This window comes from Methylobacterium sp. J-048 (assembly GCF_022829515.1).
Lineage (GTDB): Bacteria > Pseudomonadota > Alphaproteobacteria > Rhizobiales > Beijerinckiaceae > Methylobacterium.
Genome location: NZ_JAKSYL010000056.1, coordinates 32883 through 56398, shown reverse-complemented (window position 1 = coordinate 56398; position 23516 = coordinate 32883). Strand labels below are relative to the sequence as shown.

At 69.5% G+C, this 23516-nt stretch carries 25 protein-coding genes and 1 tRNA gene; 11 read left to right on the top strand and 15 right to left on the bottom strand.

The genetic code is table 11. From position 1 onward, the window contains the following. Nucleotides 1–61 precede the first annotated feature (61 nt). Nucleotides 62–688 (top strand): FMN-binding negative transcriptional regulator, encoded by a 627-nt coding sequence (locus tag MKL09_RS02790; RefSeq protein ID WP_244017735.1) that lies wholly within the window; start codon nt 62–64, stop codon nt 686–688. After that, nucleotides 685–1401 (top strand): GNAT family N-acetyltransferase, encoded by a 717-nt coding sequence (locus MKL09_RS02785; protein ID WP_244017733.1) that lies wholly within the window; start codon nt 685–687, stop codon nt 1399–1401. The genes MKL09_RS02790 and MKL09_RS02785 overlap by 4 nt, the downstream gene beginning before the upstream one ends. A gap of 2 nt (nt 1402–1403) precedes the next feature. Here the strand turns inward: MKL09_RS02785 and MKL09_RS02780 are convergent, their stop codons facing one another. Both MKL09_RS02780 and MKL09_RS02775 read right to left on the bottom strand, forming a co-directional pair. Then, nucleotides 1404–2951, bottom strand: coding sequence for a GMC family oxidoreductase (locus MKL09_RS02780; RefSeq protein ID WP_244017732.1), 1548 nt, complete (start codon nt 2949–2951; stop codon nt 1404–1406). After that, nucleotides 2948–4372 carry an alpha/beta hydrolase gene (locus MKL09_RS02775; protein ID WP_244017731.1) on the bottom strand — a complete coding sequence of 475 codons (1425 nt, stop codon included), beginning with the start codon at nt 4370–4372 and terminating at the stop codon, nt 2948–2950. Before MKL09_RS02775 ends, MKL09_RS02780 begins: the two co-directional genes overlap by 4 nt. Nucleotides 4373–4488: 116 nt before the next feature. Here MKL09_RS02775 and MKL09_RS02770 point away from each other — a divergent pair, with 116 nt between their 5' ends. Continuing rightward, nucleotides 4489–5244 carry a GNAT family N-acetyltransferase gene (locus MKL09_RS02770; protein ID WP_244017729.1) on the top strand — a complete coding sequence of 252 codons (756 nt, stop codon included), beginning with the start codon at nt 4489–4491 and terminating at the stop codon, nt 5242–5244. Between the two features lie 205 nt (nt 5245–5449). On the opposite strand, the gene MKL09_RS02765 is transcribed toward MKL09_RS02770, so the two are convergent. From MKL09_RS02765 to MKL09_RS02730, 8 genes are all read right to left on the bottom strand, one after another. Beyond that, the gene (locus MKL09_RS02765) at nt 5450–5911 is read right to left on the bottom strand and encodes an NUDIX hydrolase (RefSeq protein WP_244017727.1); all 462 of its coding nucleotides are present in this window, start codon (nt 5909–5911) and stop codon (nt 5450–5452) included. 23 nt (nt 5912–5934) lie between these two features. After that, nucleotides 5935–7623, bottom strand: coding sequence for an exodeoxyribonuclease VII large subunit (xseA, locus tag MKL09_RS02760; protein ID WP_244017725.1), 1689 nt, complete (start codon nt 7621–7623; stop codon nt 5935–5937). Nucleotides 7624–7673: 50 nt separating this feature from the next. After that, entirely contained in the window at nt 7674–9146 is a 1473-nt protein-coding gene (locus tag MKL09_RS02755; protein ID WP_244017723.1) for an MDR family MFS transporter, read from the bottom strand. 97 nt (nt 9147–9243) lie between these two features. Continuing rightward, on the bottom strand, nt 9244–10563 hold the full coding sequence (locus MKL09_RS02750; RefSeq protein ID WP_244017721.1) for an MFS transporter: 1320 nt from the start codon (nt 10561–10563) through the stop codon (nt 9244–9246). Continuing rightward, nucleotides 10563–10772, bottom strand: coding sequence for an Rmf/CrpP family protein (locus MKL09_RS02745; RefSeq protein WP_244017719.1), 210 nt, complete (start codon nt 10770–10772; stop codon nt 10563–10565). Before MKL09_RS02745 ends, MKL09_RS02750 begins: the two co-directional genes overlap by 1 nt. A gap of 67 nt (nt 10773–10839) precedes the next feature. Then, nucleotides 10840–11097: a DUF6894 family protein gene (locus MKL09_RS02740; protein ID WP_244017717.1), complete on the bottom strand. Its 258-nt coding sequence runs from the start codon at nt 11095–11097 to the stop codon at nt 10840–10842. A gap of 141 nt (nt 11098–11238) precedes the next feature. After that, nucleotides 11239–11502: a hypothetical protein gene (locus tag MKL09_RS02735; protein ID WP_244017715.1), complete on the bottom strand. Its 264-nt coding sequence runs from the start codon at nt 11500–11502 to the stop codon at nt 11239–11241. Between the two features lie 150 nt (nt 11503–11652). After that, the gene (locus MKL09_RS02730) at nt 11653–11886 is read right to left on the bottom strand and encodes a hypothetical protein (RefSeq protein WP_244017713.1); all 234 of its coding nucleotides are present in this window, start codon (nt 11884–11886) and stop codon (nt 11653–11655) included. A 119-nt stretch (nt 11887–12005) separates the two neighbouring features. Here MKL09_RS02730 and MKL09_RS02725 point away from each other — a divergent pair, with 119 nt between their 5' ends. Beyond that, nucleotides 12006–13022: an NAD-dependent epimerase gene (locus MKL09_RS02725; protein WP_244017711.1), complete on the top strand. Its 1017-nt coding sequence runs from the start codon at nt 12006–12008 to the stop codon at nt 13020–13022. Nucleotides 13023–13030: 8 nt separating this feature from the next. On the opposite strand, the gene MKL09_RS02720 is transcribed toward MKL09_RS02725, so the two are convergent. Next, a complete protein-coding gene (locus tag MKL09_RS02720; RefSeq protein ID WP_244017709.1) occupies nt 13031–13234 on the bottom strand; it encodes a hypothetical protein in 204 nt (67 codons plus the stop codon). Between the two features lie 392 nt (nt 13235–13626). Here MKL09_RS02720 and MKL09_RS02715 point away from each other — a divergent pair, with 392 nt between their 5' ends. Then, on the top strand, nt 13627–13992 hold the full coding sequence (locus MKL09_RS02715) for a c-type cytochrome (RefSeq protein ID WP_244017707.1): 366 nt from the start codon (nt 13627–13629) through the stop codon (nt 13990–13992). Between the two features lie 99 nt (nt 13993–14091). On the opposite strand, the gene MKL09_RS02710 is transcribed toward MKL09_RS02715, so the two are convergent. The 3 genes from MKL09_RS02710 to MKL09_RS02700 all read right to left on the bottom strand — a co-directional run bounded on the left by MKL09_RS02710 (nt 14092) and on the right by MKL09_RS02700 (nt 15823). After that, entirely contained in the window at nt 14092–14610 is a 519-nt protein-coding gene (locus tag MKL09_RS02710) for a MarR family winged helix-turn-helix transcriptional regulator (RefSeq protein WP_244017704.1), read from the bottom strand. A gap of 125 nt (nt 14611–14735) precedes the next feature. Further along, the gene (locus tag MKL09_RS02705; protein ID WP_279605647.1) at nt 14736–15674 is read right to left on the bottom strand and encodes a site-specific tyrosine recombinase XerD; all 939 of its coding nucleotides are present in this window, start codon (nt 15672–15674) and stop codon (nt 14736–14738) included. Continuing rightward, nucleotides 15671–15823, bottom strand: coding sequence for a hypothetical protein (locus MKL09_RS02700; RefSeq protein ID WP_058190531.1), 153 nt, complete (start codon nt 15821–15823; stop codon nt 15671–15673). Before MKL09_RS02700 ends, MKL09_RS02705 begins: the two co-directional genes overlap by 4 nt. 245 nt (nt 15824–16068) lie before the next feature. On the opposite strand from MKL09_RS02700, the gene MKL09_RS02695 reads away from it, so the two are divergent. The 6 genes from MKL09_RS02695 (at nt 16069) to MKL09_RS02670 (ending at nt 21912) form a co-directional block, all read left to right on the top strand. Further along, entirely contained in the window at nt 16069–16680 is a 612-nt protein-coding gene (locus MKL09_RS02695) for a shikimate kinase (protein WP_244017702.1), read from the top strand. 19 nt (nt 16681–16699) lie between these two features. After that, nucleotides 16700–17845 (top strand): 3-dehydroquinate synthase, encoded by a 1146-nt coding sequence (gene aroB, locus MKL09_RS02690; protein ID WP_244017701.1) that lies wholly within the window; start codon nt 16700–16702, stop codon nt 17843–17845. Between the two features lie 148 nt (nt 17846–17993). Next, nucleotides 17994–18068: transfer RNA gene (locus tag MKL09_RS02685), tRNA-Thr, on the top strand. Between the two features lie 202 nt (nt 18069–18270). Then, nucleotides 18271–18840, top strand: a complete 570-nt coding sequence (locus MKL09_RS02680; RefSeq protein ID WP_244017699.1) for an NUDIX domain-containing protein — start codon at nt 18271–18273, stop codon at nt 18838–18840. A gap of 115 nt (nt 18841–18955) precedes the next feature. Further along, nucleotides 18956–20674 (top strand): IlvD/Edd family dehydratase, encoded by a 1719-nt coding sequence (locus MKL09_RS02675; RefSeq protein ID WP_244017697.1) that lies wholly within the window; start codon nt 18956–18958, stop codon nt 20672–20674. Between the two features lie 68 nt (nt 20675–20742). Beyond that, nucleotides 20743–21912, top strand: coding sequence for an acetyl-CoA acetyltransferase (locus MKL09_RS02670; protein WP_244017695.1), 1170 nt, complete (start codon nt 20743–20745; stop codon nt 21910–21912). 256 nt (nt 21913–22168) lie between these two features. On the opposite strand, the gene MKL09_RS02665 is transcribed toward MKL09_RS02670, so the two are convergent. Then, complete coding sequence (locus MKL09_RS02665; RefSeq protein ID WP_244017693.1) at nt 22169–23461, bottom strand: O-acetylhomoserine aminocarboxypropyltransferase/cysteine synthase family protein; 1293 nt, start codon at nt 23459–23461, stop codon at nt 22169–22171. Between the last annotated feature and the right edge of the window lie 55 nt (nt 23462–23516).

The window sequence follows — 23516 nt, the reverse complement described above, 5'->3', positions numbered from 1 at the left end:
TGGATCTTTTGTCTGGTCCGCCGTGTGGTCAAGCGTGACGCCCTCACTCGGGACCGGTTCGATGTACCAGCCGCCGCACTTTCAGGACGAGTCACGCGCGGCGCACCAAACGCTGATCCGCGCCTATCCGCTGGGTTTGCTGATCACCGGCGGCGCGGACGGCTTGGTCGCCAACCCGGTGCCGTTCCTGCTGGACGAGGCTGGCGCGCACGGCACCCTGCGTGCCCATCTCGCCCGCGCCAACCCGCAATGGCAGGCGTTGGCCGAGGCTGAGGAATGCCTCATCGTGTTCCAGGGACCGCAGGGCTACGTCACCCCGGGCTGGTACGCGAGCAAGCGCGAGCACGGCCGGGTGGTGCCGACCTGGAATTATGCCACCGTCCACGCCTGGGGCCGGCCGCTTGTGATCGAGGATGCGGACTGGCTGCGTCGTCAGATCGCCGACCTCACCGCCCTGCGTGAGGCCCCGCGCGTCGCGCCCTGGGCGGTGGACGACGCGCCCGCGCCGTTTGTGGCTGCACAGCTGCCCGCCATCGTCGGAATCGAGATCCCGATCACCCGCATCGAGGGGAAGTGGAAGATGAGCCAGAACAGGTCCGAGGCCGACCGCGCCGGCGTGATCGCCGGGATGCGGGCGGAGGGCGAGACAACCCTCGCCGACATGGTCGCGGAGCGGAGCGGATCGTGAGCCAGCGTCTCAACGCCTTCGGCCAGCCGATCGGCCCCGCTCTGCCGGACTGGACCCCGCGTCCGCTTCCGCCGCGGACGCCTATGGAGGGCCGCACCTGCCGGGTCGTGCCGCTCGATGCTGAGGCCCATACGGCAGGCCTGTTCGCGACTTACAGCGCAGCGCCCGACCGGCGGAACTGGACCTATCTTCCCGACGAGATGCCGGACAGCGAAACCGCGTTTCGAACCCGGCTCGAATCCCGGGCGCAGAGCGAGGACCCGCTGTTCCACGCGATACTCGACCGGGCAAGCGGTGCGCCTTTGGGGATCGCCTCCTACCTGCGCATCGATCCGGGCAACGGCGTGATCGAGGTCGGCCACCTGAATTTCGGCCCGCGGCTCCAGCGCGCGCCCGCGGCGACGGAGGCGATGGCGCTGATGATGGCACGAGCGTTCGACGAACTCGGCTACCGCCGCTACGAGTGGAAATGCGACAGCCTCAACGCCCCGTCCCGGGCGGCGGCGCTCCGCTTGGGCTTCACCTTCGAGGGCATCTTTCGCAACGCCACGGTGGTAAAAGGACGCTCCCGCGACACGGCGTGGTTCTCGATCACCGACGCCGAATGGCCGCGGGTGCGGGCGGGCTTCAGGGCGTGGCTCGATCCGGCGAATTTCGATGCCGATGGCCGACAGCGACGCGGGCTCGCCGCGTTACGTGCCGACCCAAGCTGATCTCAGCCTCCGGCGGCCAAAAAGGCCTCCGCGGTGCGCAAGCTCAGCGCCATGATGGTCAGGGCCGGGTTCGCCGCGAGCGAACTCGGGAAGGTCGAGCCATCGCAGATCCAGAGATTGTCGATATCGAAGCTGCGGCCGACCGGATCGACCACGGCGCTCGATCCGTCGCGCCCCATCCGGCAGGTGCCGATCGTGTGGGCGACGCGCTCCAGCACCCAGATGTCCTCGGCGCCGGCGGCCTGCCACAGGTCGCGCATCACCTTGGTGGCATGCGCGTTAAGGCGCTCCTCGTTGCGGCTGTAGCCGAAGCTGATCTGCGCCTTACGCATCCCACGCGCGTCGGTCTCGTCGGACAGGGTCAGCACGTTGGCGTCGCAGGGCAGCGTCTCGCCGTTGATGCCGATGCCGGCGACGTGGTTGTAGCCGTCGAGATAATCGAGCAGCTTCTGACCCCACAGGCCGCGCCCGCGCGCCACCGCGTTGCCGAAGGTCAGCGGCACCACGCCGAGGCTCTGGATCAGGTAGCCGCCGGCGAAGTCGGCCCCGGCGCGGATGAAATCCTCGGTGATCAGCGACGAGGGATAGCCGCGGTTCATCCGCACCTCGTTGGCGAAGGTGCCCCAGACCTGCGTGGCGACGTGGCCCATGTAGTTGCGGCCGACCTGATCGCTGGAATTGGCCAGCCCGAGATGCAGCAGCAGGCGCGGCGTCTCGACGGCGCCGGCGCAGAGGAACACCGCGCCGCAGCGCTGGCGCCGTTCCTGCCCGTCCTGGGTGTAGACCACCGCGGTGACCCGGCCGTCGGTGCCGCGCTCGAGCCCGTGGACGAAGGCCCCGGCCCGGATCTCGGCCCCGTGGGTGACCGCGAGCGGCAGGTAGGTGACGTCCATGCTGGTCTTGGCGCCGTTGCGGCAGCCCTGGTGGCAGAAGCCGCAGTTGATGCAGGCGTTGCGGTAAGGACCGCCCTCGGACTGGAACGCCTGCGAGACCACCGCCGCAGGCGCGTCGGCCCAGCGGATGCCGAGCGCATCGCAGGCGCCGGCCATGATCTGCGCAGGCGCGTTGCGCGGCACCGGGGGCAGGGGATAGCGGCGGCCGGGATCCCAGGGATAGGATTGCGGCCCGGAGACGCCGATGAAGCGCTCGACCCGCTCGTAGAACGGGGCCAGCTCGTCGTAGCTCAGCGGCCAGTCGACACCCTCGCCGCTCTCGGTGTGGAGGCGCAGGTCACGGGCATCGGCCCGGGGCACGAACGCGCCCCAGTGCAGAGTTGAGCCGCCGACCCCGGTACCGCTGTTGTTCGCCCCGAACGCCTCCGGGGTGGAACCGCCGCTCAGGCGCTCCTCGGTCCAGTAGATCTCGTCGGCCAGGGTCTCGTCGAAGGCGAAGCGTTCCGGTGAAAAATTCGGTCCGGCCTCCAGGGCCACGACCTTGAGGCCGGCGGCGGCCAGTCGGGCGAGGAGCGGCGCACCACCCGCCCCGGTGCCGACGATGACCGCATCGACGGAATCGTCCGTGCGGTAGGTCCGCATCCCGTCGAGATTCATCGTGCCGTCTCCCCATGCGTCGGGCGCGGTTCCCAGGGTTCCGGCGCGTCGAGCCCGACTTCGTGGAAGCCCGGCAATCCGTTCGCGATCGGGCCCGGCCGGTCGCCGCCGGCGCCGATGCCGGAAAAGCCGACCCGCGCCAGGGCCGCCGGATGGGCGAGCCACAGGCGCACCGCGTCGGCGCGCAGATCCTCGAACCAGAACCGCATCCGGTCGCCATCCAGGCGGCCACCGAGAATCTCCGGCACCGACAGGTCGCCGCGCTCGGCGAGCGTCAGCAGCGCATCCTGCTCCCGCCCGTCGAGGACGACGAACGGACGGCCGTGGGCGGCGCGGGCCGCCGCGTCGAGGGTGCGCAGGGCGGCGCGATAAGCCTCCAGGTCCGGCGGCAGAGCCACGAAGCGCCAGCCGTCGCCGGCCCCGGATGCCAGGCGCTTGTCGATCCGGGCGGCGATATCCACGCCGGGAGTCGGCAGGACGCGGGCGCAGGCAGCGCGCAGGATCGCGAGTTCCACCGGGTCGAGCGCTTCCGGTCGATAGCCCGGATCATCGGGTTCCGCGCGCTTTGCGAGGGCACCGCGCAGGCGGCTGTTGACCCGCTCCGACGCGATCAGCGCGGCGTAGGCGGGGGGAATTTCGGCAGCCTGCGCAGCGTCCGCGCGGGGCCGGTCGCCAATATGCTGGCGCACCAGGTCGGCCAGGGCCTCAGGACGCTCCAGCGGCAGGAGATGGCCCACGCCGTCGACCGTCACGACCCGATAATGGGCGAGATGCGGCGCCATCAGCGCGTGCTGCGCATCGGCGCCGAGATCGGCATCCTCGGACCCCGCCAGGATCAGGGCCGGCGTGCGCAGAACGCCGACGCGACGGCTCAGATCCTCGTTCGAGCCGGATTCGAGCCAGGCTTTCCAGGCCTTCGGCGCAGCCTCCAGGACGTCGGCGACCGCACGGGCCTCGGTTTCGGGATCGAGCGAATCGCCGACATTCGCGCGGACGAAGGCCTTGGCCTCGCGCAGTCGCGTCTCTGGATCCGCGTCGATCCACGCGATCATCTTGGCGCGGCGATCCTCCGGTATCGGCTCCGGGCCAGGTGGCGAGCCCGAGATCAGGATCAAATCGGTCAGTCCCTCCAGGCCCGATTCGCCGTCCTCGGAGCGGCGGGCGAGGGCCAGCGCCACCTTCGCGCCCATGCTGTGGCCCGCAATGGCGAAGCGCACCGGCGCCTTCGTGCGGATCACGGCGGCGACGTGGTCGGCCATGGCGTCGACTGAGAAACCCGTCGCACCGGAGGCGTTGCCGAATCCCGGCAGATCGATGGACACGCAGACCAGCGTGTCACCGAGGGCCCAGGAGAACGGCTCCCAGGTTCGGGCGCTGCCGCCGAGAAAATGGAGGCTGAAGAGAAGGTCGGGCGCGGGCATTGCGGGGACATCGCGCAGACTTGGAATGCTTCAAGCGTACGCGACGCCGCACAGCACCGGGCGCACAGGGGTGGCGCGGTCCCGATCGGCATGGGATCAAACAGTCGGAGCGACTCATGACGTCCGACATCGATCTGTCCTGGCGCGTGGAAGAGGCCTGCCTGAATGCCTGGCCGAGCCCGCGCCAACTCTTGGTCCACGGCTACCTGCTGCGCGCCACCGGCGGCACCTCGAAGCGGCAGAACTCCGTGAACCCCTTGCGCGGCAGCGGCGCCCCCGAGCCGGCCATCGCGGCCGGGCTGGCGCTCTACGCCGCCCTCGGGCGCCGGGCGATCTTCCGGGTGCCGGCAATCGCGCCGCAGATGGAGCCGCTCCTGGCCGGGGGCGATTACACCGTGGTCGACGAGACCTGCACGCTGTTTCGCGATCTCGACGCCTTGCCGGGTGGCCCGGATCCGGCAGTCAGGCTGACGCCGGCACCGGATGCCGAATGGCTGGCCGTGCGCGACGCCGTGAACCGCGCCGACGCGGCGGCCGCGCAGGCGTTTCGCGACACAGTGGAAACTCTGATCCTGCCGCGGGCCTTCGCGTCAGCGGTCGTGGACGGCGGCATCGGTGCCTTCGCCTTCGGCGTGCTCGACAGCGATCTTTTGGTGATCGAGTCGGTGGCGACGGTCGAGCACTTGCGCGGGCAAGGCCATGCCAAACGCGCCGTGGGCGCGCTGCTGCACTGGGCCCGGGGGCAGGGCGCTCGGGCGGCCTGCCTCCAAGTGGTCGCGACGAACGCGCCGGCCCGGGCGCTGTACCGGGGGCTGGGGTTCGCGCGGGAGCTGTACCGGTATCACTACCGGGTGGGGCCGGAGCCGGCCTGATCCATCAGCGATCTTGATCAGTTTTTAAATAAAGCCCATCCCATCCTCGGCCTCATCCTGAGGAGCTTCCGCGCAGCGTAAGCCTCGAAGGAGTGCCCAGAAATCTCCGTGCTCGCTGGAAATCTCGTTGGTTGCCGACACGACGCTCCGGCATCTCAGGATCAGGGGAGTAATTTGGATATTCGTCGCCATCTATGAACTATCGCTACCATGACGAATTCTCGATTGTGTTTTTGGCAACCCGCAAATAATCAGAAACGCGGTCCTGCAGATGCGGCACCGCCCGCGGATGGGCAATGAAGCGCACCGCCGACATCAAGCGCCAAGCGGTGCCTTCGCTTCCGAATTGGATCCGCTCGACTTCAACCAACAATAGCGGCGCAGCGCAGAAATAGGCCGAGGCCCCAGTGCCGGACCAGCTCGGATAGCGACGCTGCCAGACGATCCGCTCAGGCTCGATGTTCAGGCCGCACTCTTCGTGGGTCTCGCGCAGCGCGCAATCCGCGGGAGATTCCTCGTTCTCCCGGCCGCCGCCGGGAAGGTCCCAAAGCCCTGGAAACGGGATGTCCGGCCGGTCGTCGCGCCGGTAGACGAGGATCTCGTCGCCGAGGACCAGGGCGATCTTCGCGCCCGTGAATGGCCGCCCATCCCAGATGTCGATCCGCACGCTGTCCGGCTCCGACGCGCGGCTCAGAAGAGCGACCCCTGTCGCGTCGGCGCAGTGGCGCTCGCGGGCGTGCGCTTGCCCGTCTCTGCGCCGGAGGCCGGCTGCGTCCGCGCGGCGCGCCGGGCGGACTTCGCGGAGACGGACGGATCGGAGGTCCCATCCGGCACCGCATTCACCGTCCCGTCGGCGAATTGGAGGCTGAGGCGGCTGGCGGCGGTGGCCTCGGCGGCGTGGCGGACCGGCAGGCCGGCGGCGTCCCGGACCAGGACGTAGCCGCGCTCCAGCACGGCCCGGTAGCTCAGCGAGCCGAGGAGATGCGCCAGGCCTTCCAGCCGGTCGCGGCGGCGCTCGACACCGCGCAGGCCGGCCTGGGTCAGGCGATCGGACAGGGCGACCAGGCGGTCGGCCCGGCGTGCCTGCAGCGCCCGCGCCCGCTCCAGGCTGGCATCCCGGGCGACGACGAGGCGGCGGCCGAGCTGGGCCAGGGCCTCGCCCTTGCGCTGCACGTCGTTGCGTAAAGCGGTCAGCGGCCGGTGATCGATCCGCGCCAGGCGGGCGCGGGCGTTGGCGAGCGCCACGTCGGGCGAGCGCCGGGCCATCCGGTCGAGGAGGAGTTGCAGGCGCGCGCGATGACGGCTGGCGCCGGCCGCGAGCGCCGGGGCGAGCCGCGCCTCGGCGAGGTCGAGACGCTGACGCTTGGCCGCCAGCAGGACGTCGGCGCTCGGAAGGGCTCGAGCCAGCGCCCGTAGATCCGACCGGTCGCGCTCGACCCGCCGGCCGATCGAACCGACAGCCCGGGCTGAGAGGTCCGAGACCGTGGCGATCAGGTCGGCACGGACCGGCACGGCCATCTCGGCGGCGCCGGTCGGGGTGGGAGCCCGGCGATCGGACACGTAATCGATCAGCGTCGTATCGGTCTCGTGGCCGACCGCCGAGATCAGCGGGATCGCGCTCTCGAAGGCGGCGCGGACCACGCACTCCTCGTTGAAGGCCCAGAGATCCTCGATGGAGCCGCCGCCCCGGGCGACGATCAGCACGTCCGGGCGCGGGATGGCGCTGTCCGGGCCCAGCGCGTTGAAGCCCCGGATCGCGGCGGCGACCTCTTCCGCAGCGCCGTCGCCCTGGACGCGCACCGGCCAGACCAGGACCGGGCGCGGGAACCGGTCCTCCAGCCGGTGGAGGATGTCGCGGATCACCGCGCCCGTGGGCGAGGTGACGACGCCGACGACGCGGGGCAGGTAGGGAATGGCGCGCTTGTGCTCCGGGGCGAACAGCCCCTCGGCGGCCAGAAGCTTCTTGCGCTCCTCCAGCAGGGCCATCCAGGCGCCGAGCCCGGCCGGCTCCAGGCTCTCGACCACGATCTGGTAGGAGGACTTGCCCGCGAAGGTGGTGATGCGCCCGGTGGCGACCACCTCCAGCCCTTCCTGCGGCTTCTGGCGCAGGCGCCCGAACACGCCCTTCCACACCACCGCGTCGATCCGCGCCTGCCCGTCCTTCAGCGAGAAATAGGCGTGGCCGGAGCCGTGCTGGCCGCGATAGCCGGAGATCTCGCCGCGCAGGCGGACATGGCCGAACGCGTCCTCCAAGGTGCGCTTGAGCGCCCCCGCCAGCTCGCCCACCGACCATTCGGGCTGGTTGGCAGTGAGCACGCTGGTCGGCGGGATATCCGCCGCGGGCGAGGCTGCGGGGCGCGGAGGCGGCACGAGGGGCATGGACGGACGCTAGGCGGCCTCAGCCGCAAGGTCAAAGGCCCAGGTCATGACTATTCCACCGCCAGTTCGCGCGGCGCGTCCGAGATCGTGATGCGCGGGACGAACAGCGACAGCACCAGCGTCAGCAGTGCCACCGCGAAGACCGTCCAGAACGTGCCGTGCAGGGCGTGCTGCAGCCCGTCGCGGATGGCGTCGCCGCCCGTCCCGAGGCTCGCGGGATCGTCGAGGAGGCGCCGGAGCTGGCCGGGGTCGACCGCCGGCCCGCCGGCCGGATGCACCAGCCGGTAGTTCAGCACGGCCCCCAACGCAGTTGCGCCCAGGGTCGAGCCGAGGTTGCGGGCGAAGATGTTCGAGGCGGTGGCGGCGCCACGCTGGGCCCAGGCGACGCTGTCCTGAATGATCACGATGGCGGCGGTCGAGAGAAAACCCATGCCGAGCCCCATCACGATCGAGCCGCAGGCGGCGACGATCGGCGAGGTCTCGGAACGCAGGGCGACGAAGGCCGTGGCACCGAGCGGCAACAGCGTCGCGCCAAACAAGAGCGTCGGGCGCAGGCCGAAGCGCACGAAGTTGCGCGCCGCCGTGGTGGCGCCGATCGGCCAGCCGAGCACCATCAGGGTCAAGGTCAGGCCGGCGATCAGAGGCGATTGCCGGAGCACGCCCTGGACGTACATCGGCAGGAACGCGGTCAGCCCGATCACGGTCATGCCGGAGAGCAGGGTGGCGGCATTGGTGGTGGCGATCGGGCGCTGCATCCACAGGCGAATGTCGAGCATCGGGTCGGCGGCCCGGCGCTCCTGAAGCACGAACAGGATGGCAGCGACCACGAAGCCGAGGGCCGGCCAGAAGGCCGCCGCGGCCGAGGTCCCGGCCTCGGTCAGCGCCATCATCAGCGCGGCGATGGCCGCCGTGAACAGCGCCGCGCCGATCGCATCAATCGGGCGGCTGCGGCGCTCGACGCTCTCCCGCAGGTAGACCAGGAACAGAGCCGCCGCGACGAGGCCCACGGGCAGGTTGATCCAGAAGATCCAGGGCCAGCTCAGATGGCCGATGATCAGGCCGCCGACCAACGGCCCGGCCACGGACGAGATGCCCCAGACACTCGCAAGATAACCTTGGACCTTGCCGCGCTCCCGGGCCGGGTAGAGGTCGCCAATCACCGTCAGGCTCACCGGCTGGATCGCCCCCGCGCCGACGCCCTGCACGAGGCGGAACAGGATCAACGAGGGCATCGACCAGGCGAGCCCGCACAGCAGGGATCCGGCCAAGAAGACCGCGATGCCGAACAGCAGCACCGGGCGCCGCCCGTAGAGATCGGACAGCTTGCCGAACACCACCGTGGTGGCGGTCTGGGTCAGCAGGAAGGAACCGAACACCCAGGCGTAGAGGTGGAGGTCGCCGAGTTGCCCGGCGATCTGCGGCATTGCGGTCGAGACGATGGTCGCCTCGATGGCGATCATGAACATCGCCGCCATCACCGCGGCGAGGACCAGCGGGCGGCGCGTCTCGGAGGGGTTCGGCATGCGCGCGGTCTAGGCCCGCTGCCGGCCGCCACCTAGCGTTGACGACCGGCTCCCGCGCGGCTCCGCTTCCGGGCCGTGCGGAAGCGCACATGTTCGGCTACGCTTCGAGCTCCGCATCGAGGTCGCGACCGCGGGTCTCAGGCAACAGGAATGCGGCGATGGTCCCGACCAGGCTGAAGGCAGCGAGGTAATAGGCCGGAGCCAGCCGGTCGCCGGTCGCAGCGATCAGCCAGTTGATCACGTAGTTGGTGCTGCCGCCGAAGATCGAGACCGAGAGCGCATAGACGATCGACAGGCCGGCGCTGCGCACCGCCCGCGGCAACGCCTCCGGGATACCGACGATCACCGCGGCGGCGTTGATCGAGGACAGAGCCGAGAGCAGGAAGGTCACCGCATAGACGCTGGCCGCGCTGGGGGCGCTCACCACCCAGGCGAAGGCCGGCACGGCCAGGACCAGGATCAGCGCCCGCGGCCAGATCATGAGCGGGCGCCGGCCGAACCGGTCGGCCAGCCAGCCGCCCAGCAGCGGAAAGATCACCGAGGCGAGGCCCAGGGCGATCGGTACCGCGGTGGCGGCGGTCTCGCTCAGGCCCAGAGTGGCGCCGGCAAAGACCGGCATGTTGGTGCCCACGGCGTTCGACACGGTCGAGGCGGCGATGACCAGGAAGGTCAGCCCCAGCAGGCGGCCATGCTCGCGCAGCAACCGCCGGACCACTGCGAAGGTCGAGGATGCCGCGTGGGGATCCTCCTCGGCGCCAGCGGTCTCGGGCAGATGGCTGCGGATCACGAGGCCCACCGGCACGACGCACAGGCCGAGGCCGAACATCACCCGCCAGCCCCAGGCCGACATCGCCTGGTCGCCGACGACGAGCGCCAGGATGGTCGCGACGATGCCCGCGAACAGGGCCGCGCAGCCCTGGCTGGCGATCTGCCAACTGGTGACGAAGCCGCGCTTGGCCGGCGGCGCCGCCTCGAGCAGGTAGGCGGTGGACGGGCCGACCTCGCCGCCGAGGGCGAGACCCTGGATGAGGCGGCCCGCGATGACGATCACTTGGGCCCAGCCGCCGATCGCCGCGTAGGACGGGCAGGCGGCCAGCATCAGCATGCCGAGCGCCATCAGCGCGATGGTGATCAGCATCGCCGGCTTGCGACCGGCCCGATCCGCGAAGGCGCCGATCAGCACGCCGCCGATCGGCCGCATCACGTAGCCGATTCCGAACAGGGCCAGCGATGCCAGCAGGCTGTGGGTCGGGTCGGTGGCCGGAAAGAACGCCTCGCCGATCGGCTTGGCGAAGAAGGCGTAGACGGTGAAATCGTAGAATTCGAGGGCGTTGCCCAGCACCACGGCGCCGACCGCCTTGCGGTCGAGGGCAGGATGCGGCGCGGCGCCGCCTGGTATCGTCGTCTTGGCGTCCATCAGCGTGTCGGCCCCCCGGCCGGCGGATGCTTGGCGATTCCCTCGGTCACCGGCTCGGCGCCATCGGAGACCGCTTCGTCGTAGCCCGCAAGCCAGCGCGTGCGCGCCTCCGTACCCTCGGCGTAGGGGCAGGCCGCTCGGGCGAGGCCCTTGCCGGGCGCGGCGCGGCCGAGGGCGTGCGTGTCGAGATCGTTCGGGGGCGAATCCATGTCGGCGCAGGTCTCCGTGTGTCGCGTCCGCCGCGATGTAGGGCAGGCGGCGTGCGACGGCCTGCGCTCAATGCAGGGTCGGATCCGCGTCCGGCGGGAGGGAGACGGCCTCGCTGAACGGGAATTCCAGCACCACTTCGCCGGCCGCGTCAGTGACGACCAGGCAGGCGGTCATCAGCCGGACCTGGTTCTGCGGATCGGCCAGGGCCGCCCGGATCGTGTCCTGGGCCTTCTCCCAGGCCTGGTCCGGGTCGCGCAATTCGAAACCGGTCGGATCGGTGATCGTGTCGTCACCGATCTGAGTGTGGAAGAAGTAGCGCGGCATGGCCTTCGTCCCCGATATCGAGCGCGTGTGGTCGAGCGCGCGCTGTTCAGATGGGGATCGGCACGTCTCAGGTCAGCAGCGCGGCGCTCCGGGATCGGTCCAGGGACGGGGCTTCATCCCGCACGCCGCCGCCAGCGCTGTTCAGCCGTTCGCGGCTCTCAGTTCCGGGGCCGCGGGAACGGGCCGGAGGTTATGGACGGTCGCCGTGGGGGCGCCCGTGCGATGCAGCTTCTCCATCGCCATCAGGGGCCGCAATTCGGGCTCGGCAAAGTCCATCAGCCGGGCGTTGCGCCAGCGCGGCTTGCCGGCACCGCGGCCGAACCAGCGCGGGCGCACCTCCTCGACCAGCAGCACCAGCCGGCCCGTCCAGGATTTGCGGAACCAGAAGCGCCCCGTCAGAGCCATCGTCCCATCTCCCTGAAAAGACCCGACCGAGCCGATACCGCCCAGCTATCGGCAGCTCCAATACCCGACCCGTCCGCACAAGTACCGGTCGACGGCGCCGTACTATCGCGGATCGACCGATATCCACAGGCCGAGACCGGCGGACGGCACTCAGCGAACGACGTGACGCACGACCAGGCCGAGCAAGAGGATCCAGACCAGGCCTGAGGTGACATAGACGAAGCCTCGCAGGAGCGCGGATTCCAACGCGTGATGCGCGGAACCCTGATCGCCGGGCTGGATCCCGCGCTCGGCAGGCAGCCGCGCCGTCTCGACAACAGCCCCTTGAGGCGCCGCGAGGTAGCACGTCAGGCTCTCCGGCAGCTTTCGTTGATCGGTCTTCACAAATCGAGAGATTACGCTTCGCCAGTTCCGCGGCAAGGTATGGCCGCGGGTGAATCGCAGGCGGGTGCGTGTTACTGATCGCCGACCCCGGCGGCGCGGCCGGCCCACAGCGTCCGATCATGTCCCTGCCTCCTGTCCTGATCACGGGCGTCGCCGGATTCATCGGCAACGCGCTCGCGCTGCGCTTGCTCGAAACCGGCCGGACGGTCGTGGGCCTCGACAACGTCAACGCCTATTACGATGTCGGCCTGAAGGAAGCGCGGCTCCGGCGCCTCGAACCGTTCGCCGGCTACAGCTTCGAGCGCCTCGACCTGATCGACGGCGCCGGCCTCGACGCGCTGTTCCGCCGCCACGGCTTCCGGACCGTGATCCACCTCGCCGCACAGGCCGGCGTCCGTTACTCGCTGACGAACCCACATGCCTATGCGTCGAGCAATCTCGTCGGCTTCCTCAACATCCTCGAAGCCTGCCGCCACGGTGGCGTGGAGCACCTGCTCTACGCATCCTCGAGTTCGGTCTACGGCGCGGTGACGGCGATGCCGTTCTCGATCCACCAGAACGTCGACCATCCGGTCAGCCTCTACGCGGCGACCAAGAAGGCCAACGAGTTGATGGCGCACAGCTACAGCCATCTCTACGGGCTGCCGACCACGGGCCTGCGCTTCTTCACCGTGTACGGACCCTGGGGACGGCCCGACATGGCGATGTCCCTGTTCGCGCGCGCAATCCTCGCCGGCGAGCCGATCCAGGTGTTCAACGAAGGCCGGATGCGCCGAGACTTCACCTATATCGACGACATCGTCGAGGGCATCGTCGCCTTGGCCGAACGACCGGCCGCCCCGAACCCCGCTTGGACCGGCGCCGCCTCGGATCCGGGCACCAGCGCGGCGCCCTATCGAGTCTACAACATCGGCAACAACGAGCCGGTCGAGCTGATGGAGATGATCGCGTTTCTCGAAGACGCGCTCGGGCGCAAGGCCGAGACGATCCTGCTGCCGATGCAGCCGGGCGACGTGCCGGCCACCTACGCGGATATCGAGGACCTGACGCGCGACACCGGGTTCCGGCCGGCGACCCCGCTGAGGCTCGGGATCGAACGCTTCGTGGCATGGTACCGGAGCTATCAAGGCCTCTGAGCGGCGCCTCAGCGACGGCGCCCCGCCGCGTCGCGCCGCCGATAGCCGAGCACGGCCGCGATCCCGACGAAGACCGCCAGCGCCGTCCACATCCCGCCCTCGCCGAGCTTTGCGACGATGGCCGAGAGGCGTTCCGGCTCGTCCATGAGCACGATCAGGACGGCGGCAAGGCCGCAGAGCGTCACGACGATCGCCAGGGCGCGAAAGGTCATCAGAGGCGCTCCGTTCCCGACACCGCCACCGGTGCGATCCGGCGGCAAACCGGTTCGACCTGCTTAGCGCATCGGGCCGAAAGATGGTCACCGGCTTTCGGAAAACGACGATGCGGCGTCAAAGCCTGACGGTCCCGCAATCCGACACGGCGCCGAAGCCGCTTCGATCGGCGAACCGCAGTCGCCCGGCTGGCCGCGATCCAGCTTCCATCCGCCGCAGGCGGCGAAGTCCGAGGCCTGGTGTTGAGGGTCTGGCCGCTCTCTCATCCACGGGATGACGGTCGCGGACGGCTAGGCCGTTGCACGATCTGCGTGTAATCATTTAGAGCTGTTCCAGGCAGGCAAGCTCTGCTCTAAACGCTGCCGCGAAAGCGGTCATAAGGAGGAAATCCATGCGTTCTTTCGTTCTCGGCGCCGTCCTTGCTGCTTTGATTCCGCTTTCCGCCCAGGCCCAGGAGGCCGGTGATGCGGCCGCAGGCGAGAAGGCGTTCGCCCCCTGCAAGGCGTGCCACAATTTCCAGAAGAACGGCGTCGGTCCGGACCTGAAGGGCGTCGTCGGGCGCAAGGCCGGCACCTACGAGGGCTACAACTACTCCGCCGCGGTGAAGAATTCCGGCATCACCTGGGACGAGGCCAATCTCCACGAGTGGCTGAAGAACCCGAAGACCAAGATCCCCGGCACCAAGATGATCTTCCAGGGCTACCCCGACGACAAGAAGATCAACGACGTGATCGCCTACCTCAAGACGCAGTCCTGAGACATCGCGCGACAGCGCAACCGAACCGGAGGGCATCCGCGCAGCCACGCGGGTGCCCTCATCCGTTCAGGACCGAGGTAATCGGGCGCCGATGGCGCGCTATTCCGGGATCAGACCGGCCTGAAGGCCGAGCCGCAGGGTGACGAGGTCGTTCAGCAGGTCCTTCCGGCCCTGCATATCGAGGCCGGTCCGGTCGCCCGCCTCGTCGGGGACGCAGGCGAGCACGTCGCGCAGCGATTGGCCGGCCGGCGTGAGGAAGATGCTGACCTGCCGCTCGTCGGCCCGATCCCGGGCGCGCCGCACGCGGCCCGAGGCCTCCAGGCGCTTGAGCAGCGGAGTCAGGGTTCCGGAATCGAGGAACAGGCGGTTGCCGATCTCCTTGACCGACAGGCCGTCCTCTTCCCACAGCACCAGCAGGACGAGGTATTGCGGATAGGTCAGCTCATAGCGGCCAAGAAGAGTCCGGTAGGCGCGGCCGAAGGCATGCGCGGCGGCGTAGACCGCGAAGCACAATTGGTTGTCGAGGCGCTGCCGATCCCGCTGCGATGGCTGGTCGACGGTCGCACGACCCGCCTGATTCGGCTCAGCGCCGCTCTGCGAAGCAGTCGGGCCTGACATCGGTTGAACTCTCTCTGGTAAAGGCGGGCTATCGTACCGGTATGCCCACAGGTCACTCTTAGTCAGTTCGTGAAACCTGTACAATTCTCATCAACGGTAGAGGTGCCAGACATCCTCCGCGGCGTTCAGCCATCCATGAGCGGGTGCAGGTCTCGTACCATCGCCTTCAGGCGCTCATCGAGGACGTGCGTGTAGATCTGCGTGGTCGAGATGTCGGCGTGGCCGAGCAACTCCTGGACGATGCGCAGATCGGCACCGTTCTGCAGCAGGTGGCTGGCGAAGGCGTGGCGCAGTACATGCGGGCTAACGCGGTCGGGACGCAACCCGGCGGCGACCGCCACGGCCTTCAGGTCGCGGGCGAAAGCCTGCCGGGTGAGATGGCCGCTGTCGCTGTCGGTCGGGAACAGCCACGGGGATTCCTCCGGCACCGCCGCGAGGTGGCCGGTCATCGCGGCCCGGGACGCCTCGGTCAGCGGGACGAGCCGTTCGCGGCCGCCCTTGCCCTTGATGAATAGATAGCGCTCGCGGGTGGTGCCGGCGGCGCGCGGCAGGGCGACGAGTTCCGAGACGCGTAAGCCCGTCGCGTAGAGAAGCTCCAGCAGGCAGACCATCCGGCGGGCGCGCCGCGCCGGCCCAGGTTCCTTGTCAGCCGCCGCCGCATGCGCCGTGGCCAGCAGCCCGTCCACCTCGGCGATCGACAGCACCTTCGGCAGGGTCCGGCCCCGGCGCGGGCCCGACACCGCGACGCTCGGATCGGCCTCGGCGTAGCCTTCGGCATAGAGAAACTTGTGGAAACCGCGCACGCAGGACAGGCGCCGGGCGGCCGACGAGGCCATCAGCCCCCGCGTCACGAGGTCGACCATGAAGGCCCGGAGGCTGTGTGTATCGGCCTCCTCGAGCGGGATGTTTTTGCGGCCGAGATAGGCGAGATAATCGTCGAGATCGCGCCGGTACGCGGCCAGCGTGTTGGCGCCCGCTCCACGCTCGGCGGCCAGCATGTCGAGATAGGCGGCAACCTCCGGAGACTGGAGCGTGACCGGGCCGTCTGCCGCCGCCGCGCTCAACGGTTGCCCGGTTGAAGCTTCGAGGCCGGGATGGTCACGATCATCTCCCGGGGGGTCGGCACCACGAAATTCGCCAGGGCGAACATCGCCGCGAAGACGAGACCGGCCAGGATCGCGAGGGTGGCGAAGAAACGGAACAGGGTCGGCACGTCGGTCGAACCTCGGGCAGACGAGCGCAGTCGGCGGGGAGGGGAGCGCGCGGAAGCCACCCCCAAGATGTCGCGAGAGATCGGTTTCCATCACGCGATCGCGGCGCTGACAAGGCCCGCGAGGACACAGCGATGCGTTTCGCAGGCCGCTTGAATCGCGCTAAGAGCCTGACGCAGGATTGGAAGCCCCCCGCGAGGCGCATGCGGAGCGGCCGATAGGGAGCCGGAGACGCCACGACCATGCAATGCTGCCGTCCATGAACGAGGAGGAAGTCGGTGAACCGATCGAGGCGCGCCTGCGCCGGGCGCTGGGCCTGCGCTCGATCGTGCTCGTCGGCTTGATGGGGGCGGGCAAGAGCACGGTCGGCCGGCGCCTCGCCAGCCGGCTCGGGCTGATCTTCAAGGACGCCGACAGCGAGATCGAGGCGGCGGCCGGCCTGACCATCCCCGACATCTTCGCGATCTACGGCGAGCCGAGCTTTCGGGACGGCGAGGAGCGGGTGATCTCGCGCCTGCTGCGCGCCGGCCCCCTGGTGCTGGCGACCGGCGGCGGCGCCTATCTGCGCGAGGCGACCCGGACACGGATCGCGGAATCCGCCATCTCGGTCTGGCTCAAGGCCGATCTCGACGTGCTGATGCGGCGGCTGCGCAAGCGCGGCAACCGGCCCCTTCTCCAGACCGACGACCCCGAGGCGACGATGCGCGACCTGATGGCGATCCGCCACCCGGTCTACGAGGCGGCCGACGTGGTGGTGATCTCTCGCGAGGTGTCGCACGACCGCGTCGTCCAGGACGTGCTGGAGGCGCTGGACGCCCACCTGAACGCCGCGGCGCCGAGCCCCATCGCCGCCCAGTGACCTTGCAGTGAGCCTGTCCGTGACCGAGCCCTCGACCCATCCGGTTCCCCTGACCGTCCATGTGCCGCTCGATACCGGCCGCGCCTACGACATCCTGATCGGCCGCGGCCTGATCGAGACCGCCGGCGCGCACATGGCCGGTCTCGGGGCCAGGCGGGCGGCGATCGTCACCGACGAGAACGTCGGGGCGCTGTATGCCGATCGCCTGCGGAACAGCCTGGAGCACGCCGGACTCAATGCCGGCTTGGTGACGGTGGCGCCCGGCGAGGCCTCGAAATCCTATGCCGGCTACGCCCAGGTCTGCGACGGCCTGCTGGCGCTGAAGGTCGAGCGCGGCGATCTCGTGGTGGCCTTGGGCGGCGGCGTGGTCGGGGACCTCGCGGGCTTCGCGGCCGCGACCCTGCGGCGGGGCGTGCGCTTCGTGCAGGTCCCGACCAGCCTGCTCGCCCAGGTCGATTCCTCGGTGGGCGGCAAGACCGGGATCAACGCGCCGCTCGGCAAGAACCTGATCGGCGCGTTCCATCAGCCGCGTCTCGTGCTGGCCGACACGGCGGCGCTCGACACCCTGTCCGAGCGCGAGATGCGCGCGGGCTACGCCGAAGTCGCCAAATACGGCCTGATCGCCGATGCCGGCTTCTTCGACTGGTGCGAGGCGAACTGGCGCGGCATCTTCTCCGGCGGCCCGGAGCGTGAGCAGGCGGTCGCCGCCTGCTGCCGCGCCAAGGCCGCTGTCGTCACCCGCGACGAGCGGGAGGACGGCGAGCGCGCGCTGCTCAACCTCGGCCATACCTTCGGGCACGCCCTCGAGCGACTGACCGGCTACGACTCAGGCCGGCTGGTGCACGGGGAGGGGGTCGCGATCGGCACGGCTCTGGCGTTCCGGTTCTCGGCCCGGCTCGGTCTCTGCGCCGGCCAGGATGCCGGCCGCGTCGCCAACCATCTGGCACTTGCCGGGCTGCCGACCCGCCTCCAGGCGGTGCCGGGGGGCTGCGGCGATGCCGACGCTCTCCTCGACGCCATGGCGCAGGACAAGAAGGTGCGCGACGGCGCCCTGACCTTCATCCTCGCCCGCGGGATCGGCCAGAGCTTCATCGCCCCCGGGATCGACCGGGCGGAGGTGCGGGCCTTCCTGCAGGACGAACTCGCTGCAGACCCGCGCCCCTGACCGCACCATCGGCCTTGCCTTGCGCCGGCCGGACCGCTATGAGCCTGCCACGTCCGGGACGGTTCAGACCCGCGCGGAAACCTGGCTCGGAGCGTCCGCGCGACACCCGGGGCAGGAGGTCGAGGCCGGGTCACCGGTCTTGCCGGTTGCCGGTGTAGCTCAGTGGTAGAGCAGCGCTTTCGTAAAGCGAAGGTCGGGGGTTCAAATCCCTCCTCCGGCACCATTCTCTTCCGCGGTCGGTCACAGCTCTCACGCAAGATGCCGACCGAACCGGAGATGCGCCTATTTCAGGCAGCCTGAGCGACGGATCGCTGAAAGGCCACCGCAGTTTCAGAGCCTCGCGTTCCATCATCCTCGGAACTCGACGCTCCATCCTCGTGTAGAGCCACCTGTGCCGAGCACCAGCCCAGCAGACGGGGATAGCCATGAAAGCCGAGATTCTGGACGTCCGGTTCATTCATGAGGGCTGGAGCCGGTTCGGGATCGCGACGGTTCGTCTCGCCGACGGCGCCGTCGTCGAGCGCGAGATCGAGGATCACGGCAACTCGGTGGGCGTCCTGCCGTATGATCCCGAGCGAAGAGTCGCCACGCTGGTGCGCGAGTTACGGGTGCCGCCCCTGTTCGCGTCCGGCGAGCAGGTCCAACTCGAAGCGCCGGCCGGCCTGATCGAGGACGGCAGCCCGGAGGAGAACGGGCGCCGGGAGGTGCTGGAGGAGGTGGGCCTGCGCTTGCACGACCTGGAGTTCGTCGGCGCGACCTATTCCTGCGCCAGCCTGACCACGGAAAAACTGCACCTCTACCTCGCCCCCTATGGCAGGGCCGACCGCGCCGAGCAGGGTGGGGGCGCCGAGGGTGAGCACGAGAACATTCGGATCGTGGAGATGCCGCTCGCCGAGCTCGCTCGCCTGGCGGACCGGGCCGAACTCACCGATCTGAAGACCTTGACGCTGGTCCTGGCGCTCCGCGCCCGCCATCCGGAGCTTTTCGCGGCGTGAGAATCCGCTATCGCGTCTTCGCGCAATGGTTGATCACCGGCGCGGTGTTTCTCGCGGTCGCCTGGATCGCGTTCCACCTGCGCTGAGCACAAAACCCGTCTCAGGGATCGAAGCGATGAGCGAAGACACCGGCACCGCAGAACCGCACGGCCTCGACCGGGGGCTGACCAATTACGGCGACCGGGACTTCGCCCGCTACCTGCGCCGGTCCTTCGCCCGGTCGATGGGCATCTCGCGCACGCTCCTCGACAAGCCGGTGGTCGGCATCGCCATGACGCCGTCCGGCTTCAACAACTGCCATCGCGGCATGCCGGAACTGGTGGAGGCGGTCTCGCGCGGGGTGCTGGCGGCTGGGGCCCTGCCGATGCCGTTCCCGACCGTGTCGCTCGGTGAGGTTTTCCTCAATCCGACCAGCATGATGTACCGCAATCTCATGGCCATGGACACGGAGGAGATGATCCAGGCCCAGCCGATGGACGCGGTGGTGCTGATCGGCGGCTGCGACAAGACCGTGCCGGCCCAGCTCATGGGCGCGGCTTCCGCAGGCTTGCCGGCGATCCAGGTGGTGACCGGCCCGATGTCCACCGGCCGTCATCGGGGCCAGCGGCTGGGCGCCTGCACGGATTGCCGGGGTTTTTGGGCCAAATACCGCGCCGGCACGGTGGATTCGGAAGAGATCGCCGAGGTCGAGGGAAGGCTTTCGGTCACGGCCGGAACCTGCGCGGTGATGGGCACGGCCTCGACCATGGCGTGCATCGCCGAGGCGCTCGGCATGTCGCTGCCCGGGACCGCCGCGATCCCGGCGGTGCATTCGGACCGGCTGGTCGCCGCCGAGGAGACCGGCCGCGCGGCCGTGCGGCTGATCCAGACCCAAGTCACGCCCGCGCAGGTCATCACGGAAAAATCGGTCGAGAACGCGATCCGGGTCCTGATGGCGGTGTCCGGCTCGACCAACGCGATCGTGCACCTCACGGCCATCGCCGGGCGCCTCGGCATCCGCATCCCCGCCGGACGCTTTAACGCCATCTCGGACGAGACGCCGGTGCTGGTCGACCTGAAGCCGGTGGGTGACGGCTACATGGAGGATTTCCATGCGGCCGGCGGCATAGGCGCGCTGCTGCGCGAGCTGCGCCCGCTGCTGCATCTCGACACCGTCGATGTCGAGGGCCGTACCCTCGCCGAGCGCCTCGACGAGCCGCCCGGCTGGGTCGACCGCGCGGTGATCCGGGCGTTCGACAACCCGGTCTCCCCGGTGGGCGGCCTGGTCGCGCTGACCGGAAACCTCGCTCCCGACGGGGCGATCTTCAAGCGCGCCGCCGCGACGCCGGAGCTGTTCGAATCCGAGGGGCGGGCGGTGGTGTTCACCGGCCTTGAAGACCTGAGCCGCCGGATCGACGACCCGGACCTCGACGTGGCGCCGGGCGACGTGCTGGTGCTGCAGAATGCCGGGCCGCACGCAGCCGGCATGCCCGAGGCGGGCTACCTGCCGATCCCGAAAAAACTCGCGCGGGCGGGGATCAAGGACATGGTGCGCATCTCCGACGCACGGATGTCCGGCACGGCCTTCGGGTCGATCGTGCTGCACATCGCCCCGGAGGCCGCGATCGGCGGGCCGCTGGCTGCCGTGCGCGACGGCGACCGGATCCGGCTGTCGATCCGGGACAAGCGGATCGACCTGCTGGTGGACGACGCCGAGATCGCCCGGCGCCTCGTGGACCATCGACCGCCGCCGGCACCCAAGCGCGGCTACAAGGCGCTTTATCGGCGCACCGTTACCCAAGCGCCGGAAGGCTGCGACTTCGACTTCCTGATCGGAGACGGCGAGACGGGCTGAAGCTCACGGCTTGATCCTCGGGCACGCCGGGCTCATCGTTCGACGAAGAATCGGGAGGAGTCGAAAAAATGACGCGCGCCTGCATCGTGGGCTGGGCCCACACACCGTTCGGCAAGCTCGAGGAACCGGACGTCGAGGGCCTGATCGCGCGGGTGTCCGGCGAGGCGCTGACGCATGCCGGCGTCGAGGAGTCCCAGGTCGACGGCATCTATGTCGGCGTCATGAACACCGGCTTCTCGAAGCAGGGTTTTGAGGGGTCGCAGGTCGCGTTGCATCGGCCGGGGCTCGCCCACGCGCCGGCGACGCATCTTGAGAATGCTTGCGCCACCGGCTCGGCGGCGCTCTACGCGGCCCTCGATTTCGTTGATAGCGGCCGCGGCCGGATCGCCCTGGTGGTCGGCGCCGAGAAGATGACGGCGAAATCCGTGGCCGAGACCGGCGACATCCTGCTCGGCGCCTCCTACCGGAAGGAGGAGGCCGACATCGAGGGCGGCTTTGCGGGCGTGTTCGGGCGGATCGCGGCGGGCTACTTCCAGCGCTACGGTGACCGCAGTGAGGAGCTGGCCCGGATCGCCGCCAAGAACCACCGCAACGGCGTCGCGAATCCCTACGCGCAGCTCCGAAAAGATCTCGGTTTCGAGTTCTGCAACAAAGTTTCAGAAAAAAACCCCTACGTCGCGGCGCCGCTCCGGCGCACCGACTGCTCGCTGATTTCGGACGGCGCCGCCGCCCTGGTGGTGGCGGATGCCGAGACGGCAGAGGGTCTGGCGCGCGCGATCGGCTTCCGCGCCCGGGCGCATGTCAACGACATCCTGCCCCTGTCGCGCCGGGACCCGACCGAATTCAAGGGCGCCCGGCTCGCCTGGGACAAGGCCCGCGCGCAGGCCGGGATCGGCAACGACGACCTGTCGTTCGTCGAGACCCACGACTGCTTCACCATCGCCGAACTCATCGAGTACGAGGCGATGGGGCTCGCCGAGCCCGGCCAGGGTTTTCGCGTCGTCCGCGAGGGCCTGACCGAGAAGGGCGGCCGGCTGCCGATCAACCCGTCCGGCGGGCTGAAGTCCAAGGGCCACCCGGTCGGCGCCACCGGCGTCTCGATGCACGTGATGGCCTGCCTGCAGCTCATGGGCGAGGCCGGCGACATGCAGGTCCCCGGCGCGAACCTGGCCGGAATCTTCAACATGGGCGGCGCGGCGGTGGCCAACTACGTGTCGATCCTGGAGCGGCGACGCTGAGCTAGCATTCGGTGTGCCGTCGCTCCGCGGTCGCGGCGGCACACGACAAGGGGCTCGCCCGATCCTGATCGGCGGCGCCCCTCCAACCCAATCCCCTCATCCTGAGGCGACGGAGCGAAGCGAAGGCCTCGAAGGAGCCCTCCAGCCGGCAGCGCGATCCCTGGCGGGCTCCTTCGAGGCTAGCTGCGCTCGTACCTCAGGATGAGGGGATTGGGATTGACCTTAGGGTGTGCATCTGCCGCCAGACACCGCCCACTCAGCCGAGCTTGTCGAGCGCCTGCTTGAGATCGGCGATCAGGTCGGCCTCGTTCTCCAGGCCGATCGACAGGCGTACGGTCTCGGGGCCGACCTGCGCAGCGGCCTTCTCGCCCTCCGGCAATTGCCGGTGCGTGGTCGAGGACGGGTGGATCGCCAGCGACTTGATCTCGCCGATATTGACCAGATGCGAGATCAGCTCGAGCCCGGCGATGAACGCCAGGGCCGCCGGCTCGCCGCCCTTCAGCGCGAAGGTGAAGATCGAGCCCGGACCCTGCGGTGTGTAGCGCCGGGCGAGCTCTTCCCCGGTCTGGCCCGGCAGGCCGGGATAGCTCACCCAGGCCACCGCCGGATGATCCTTTAGGAAAGCCGCGACGGCTCGCGCGTTAACGCAGTGCCGCTCCATGCGCAGCGGCAGCGTTTCGATCCCCATCAGGGTCAGGAAGGCGTTCATCGGCGACAGGCCCGGGCCGAGGTCGCGCAGGCCGAAGAACCGGCAGGCCGCCGCGAACGGCGTCTCCGGGAAGCTCTTGGTCAGGACGAGGCCGTCGTAGTCCGGCCAGGGTTCGGTGATCAGGTTGTAGCCGCCGGCCTTCGTCCAATCGAAGGTGCCGGCATCGCAGATCATGCCGCCGATGGTCTGGCCCGAGCCGCTCAGAAACTTCGATGTGGAGTGCCAAACGATGTCGGCACCGTGCTCGATCGGCCGGATCAGGGCCGGCGAGGCCAGGGTGTTGTCGACGACGAGGGGCAGGCCATGGCGACGGGCCACCGCGGCGATCCCGTCGAGGTCCACCACCGAGGCGCAGGGATTCACGATCGATTCGCAGAAGATGGCCCGGCACTCCGGCGTGATCGCGGCCTCGAAATCCTCCGGCCGCATGCCGGCGGCAAAGCGCGGCTTCAGGTCGTAGCGGCCGTCGAGGCGACGCATGAGGCCCAGCGACCCGCCGAACAGCCGCGGCGAGGCCACGTAGGCGTCGCCGCTCTTCATCAGCGTCATCAGCACGAGCAGCATCGCCGACTGCCCGGAGGACACCGCGACGCCGGCCTTGGCACCTTCGAGATCGGCCACCCGCCGCTCCAGGGCGGCCACCGTCGGGTTCGAGCCCCGCGAGTACGAGAAGCCGGACCGGCGGCCCGCGAAGATGTCGGCCGCCTGCTCGGTGGAATCGAACACGAAGCCGTTGGTGAAGTAGATCGGCTGGACCCGCGCTCCGGTGGCGGGGTCCGGCGCTGCGCCGGCATGGATCGCCCGGGTCGCGAAACGGTGCTTGCGGCTCAAATCCGTCATGGCTCTCGATCGGCTGTTCGGCGCCCGGATCGTCGACGCGTCCGAGCCGGAGGAG

Coding starts and splice junctions, on each gene's coding strand:
- MKL09_RS02790 (WP_244017735.1), top strand. CDS start 62: ATGTACCAGCCGCCGCACTTTCAGGACGAGTCACGCGCGGCGCACCAA.
- MKL09_RS02780 (WP_244017732.1), bottom strand. CDS start 2,951: ATGAATCTCGACGGGATGCGGACCTACCGCACGGACGATTCCGTCGAT.
- MKL09_RS02775 (WP_244017731.1), bottom strand. CDS start 4,372: ATGCCCGCGCCCGACCTTCTCTTCAGCCTCCATTTTCTCGGCGGCAGC.
- MKL09_RS02770 (WP_244017729.1), top strand. CDS start 4,489: ATGACGTCCGACATCGATCTGTCCTGGCGCGTGGAAGAGGCCTGCCTG.
- xseA (WP_244017725.1), bottom strand. CDS start 7,623: ATGCCCCTCGTGCCGCCTCCGCGCCCCGCAGCCTCGCCCGCGGCGGAT.
- MKL09_RS02755 (WP_244017723.1), bottom strand. CDS start 9,146: ATGCCGAACCCCTCCGAGACGCGCCGCCCGCTGGTCCTCGCCGCGGTG.
- MKL09_RS02750 (WP_244017721.1), bottom strand. CDS start 10,563: ATGGACGCCAAGACGACGATACCAGGCGGCGCCGCGCCGCATCCTGCC.
- MKL09_RS02745 (WP_244017719.1), bottom strand. CDS start 10,772: ATGGATTCGCCCCCGAACGATCTCGACACGCACGCCCTCGGCCGCGCC.
- MKL09_RS02740 (WP_244017717.1), bottom strand. CDS start 11,097: ATGCCGCGCTACTTCTTCCACACTCAGATCGGTGACGACACGATCACC.
- MKL09_RS02735 (WP_244017715.1), bottom strand. CDS start 11,502: ATGGCTCTGACGGGGCGCTTCTGGTTCCGCAAATCCTGGACGGGCCGG.
- MKL09_RS02725 (WP_244017711.1), top strand. CDS start 12,006: ATGTCCCTGCCTCCTGTCCTGATCACGGGCGTCGCCGGATTCATCGGC.
- MKL09_RS02720 (WP_244017709.1), bottom strand. CDS start 13,234: ATGACCTTTCGCGCCCTGGCGATCGTCGTGACGCTCTGCGGCCTTGCC.
- MKL09_RS02715 (WP_244017707.1), top strand. CDS start 13,627: ATGCGTTCTTTCGTTCTCGGCGCCGTCCTTGCTGCTTTGATTCCGCTT.
- MKL09_RS02710 (WP_244017704.1), bottom strand. CDS start 14,610: ATGTCAGGCCCGACTGCTTCGCAGAGCGGCGCTGAGCCGAATCAGGCG.
- MKL09_RS02695 (WP_244017702.1), top strand. CDS start 16,069: ATGCTGCCGTCCATGAACGAGGAGGAAGTCGGTGAACCGATCGAGGCG.
- MKL09_RS02680 (WP_244017699.1), top strand. CDS start 18,271: ATGAAAGCCGAGATTCTGGACGTCCGGTTCATTCATGAGGGCTGGAGC.
- MKL09_RS02675 (WP_244017697.1), top strand. CDS start 18,956: ATGAGCGAAGACACCGGCACCGCAGAACCGCACGGCCTCGACCGGGGG.
- MKL09_RS02670 (WP_244017695.1), top strand. CDS start 20,743: ATGACGCGCGCCTGCATCGTGGGCTGGGCCCACACACCGTTCGGCAAG.
- MKL09_RS02665 (WP_244017693.1), bottom strand. CDS start 23,461: ATGACGGATTTGAGCCGCAAGCACCGTTTCGCGACCCGGGCGATCCAT.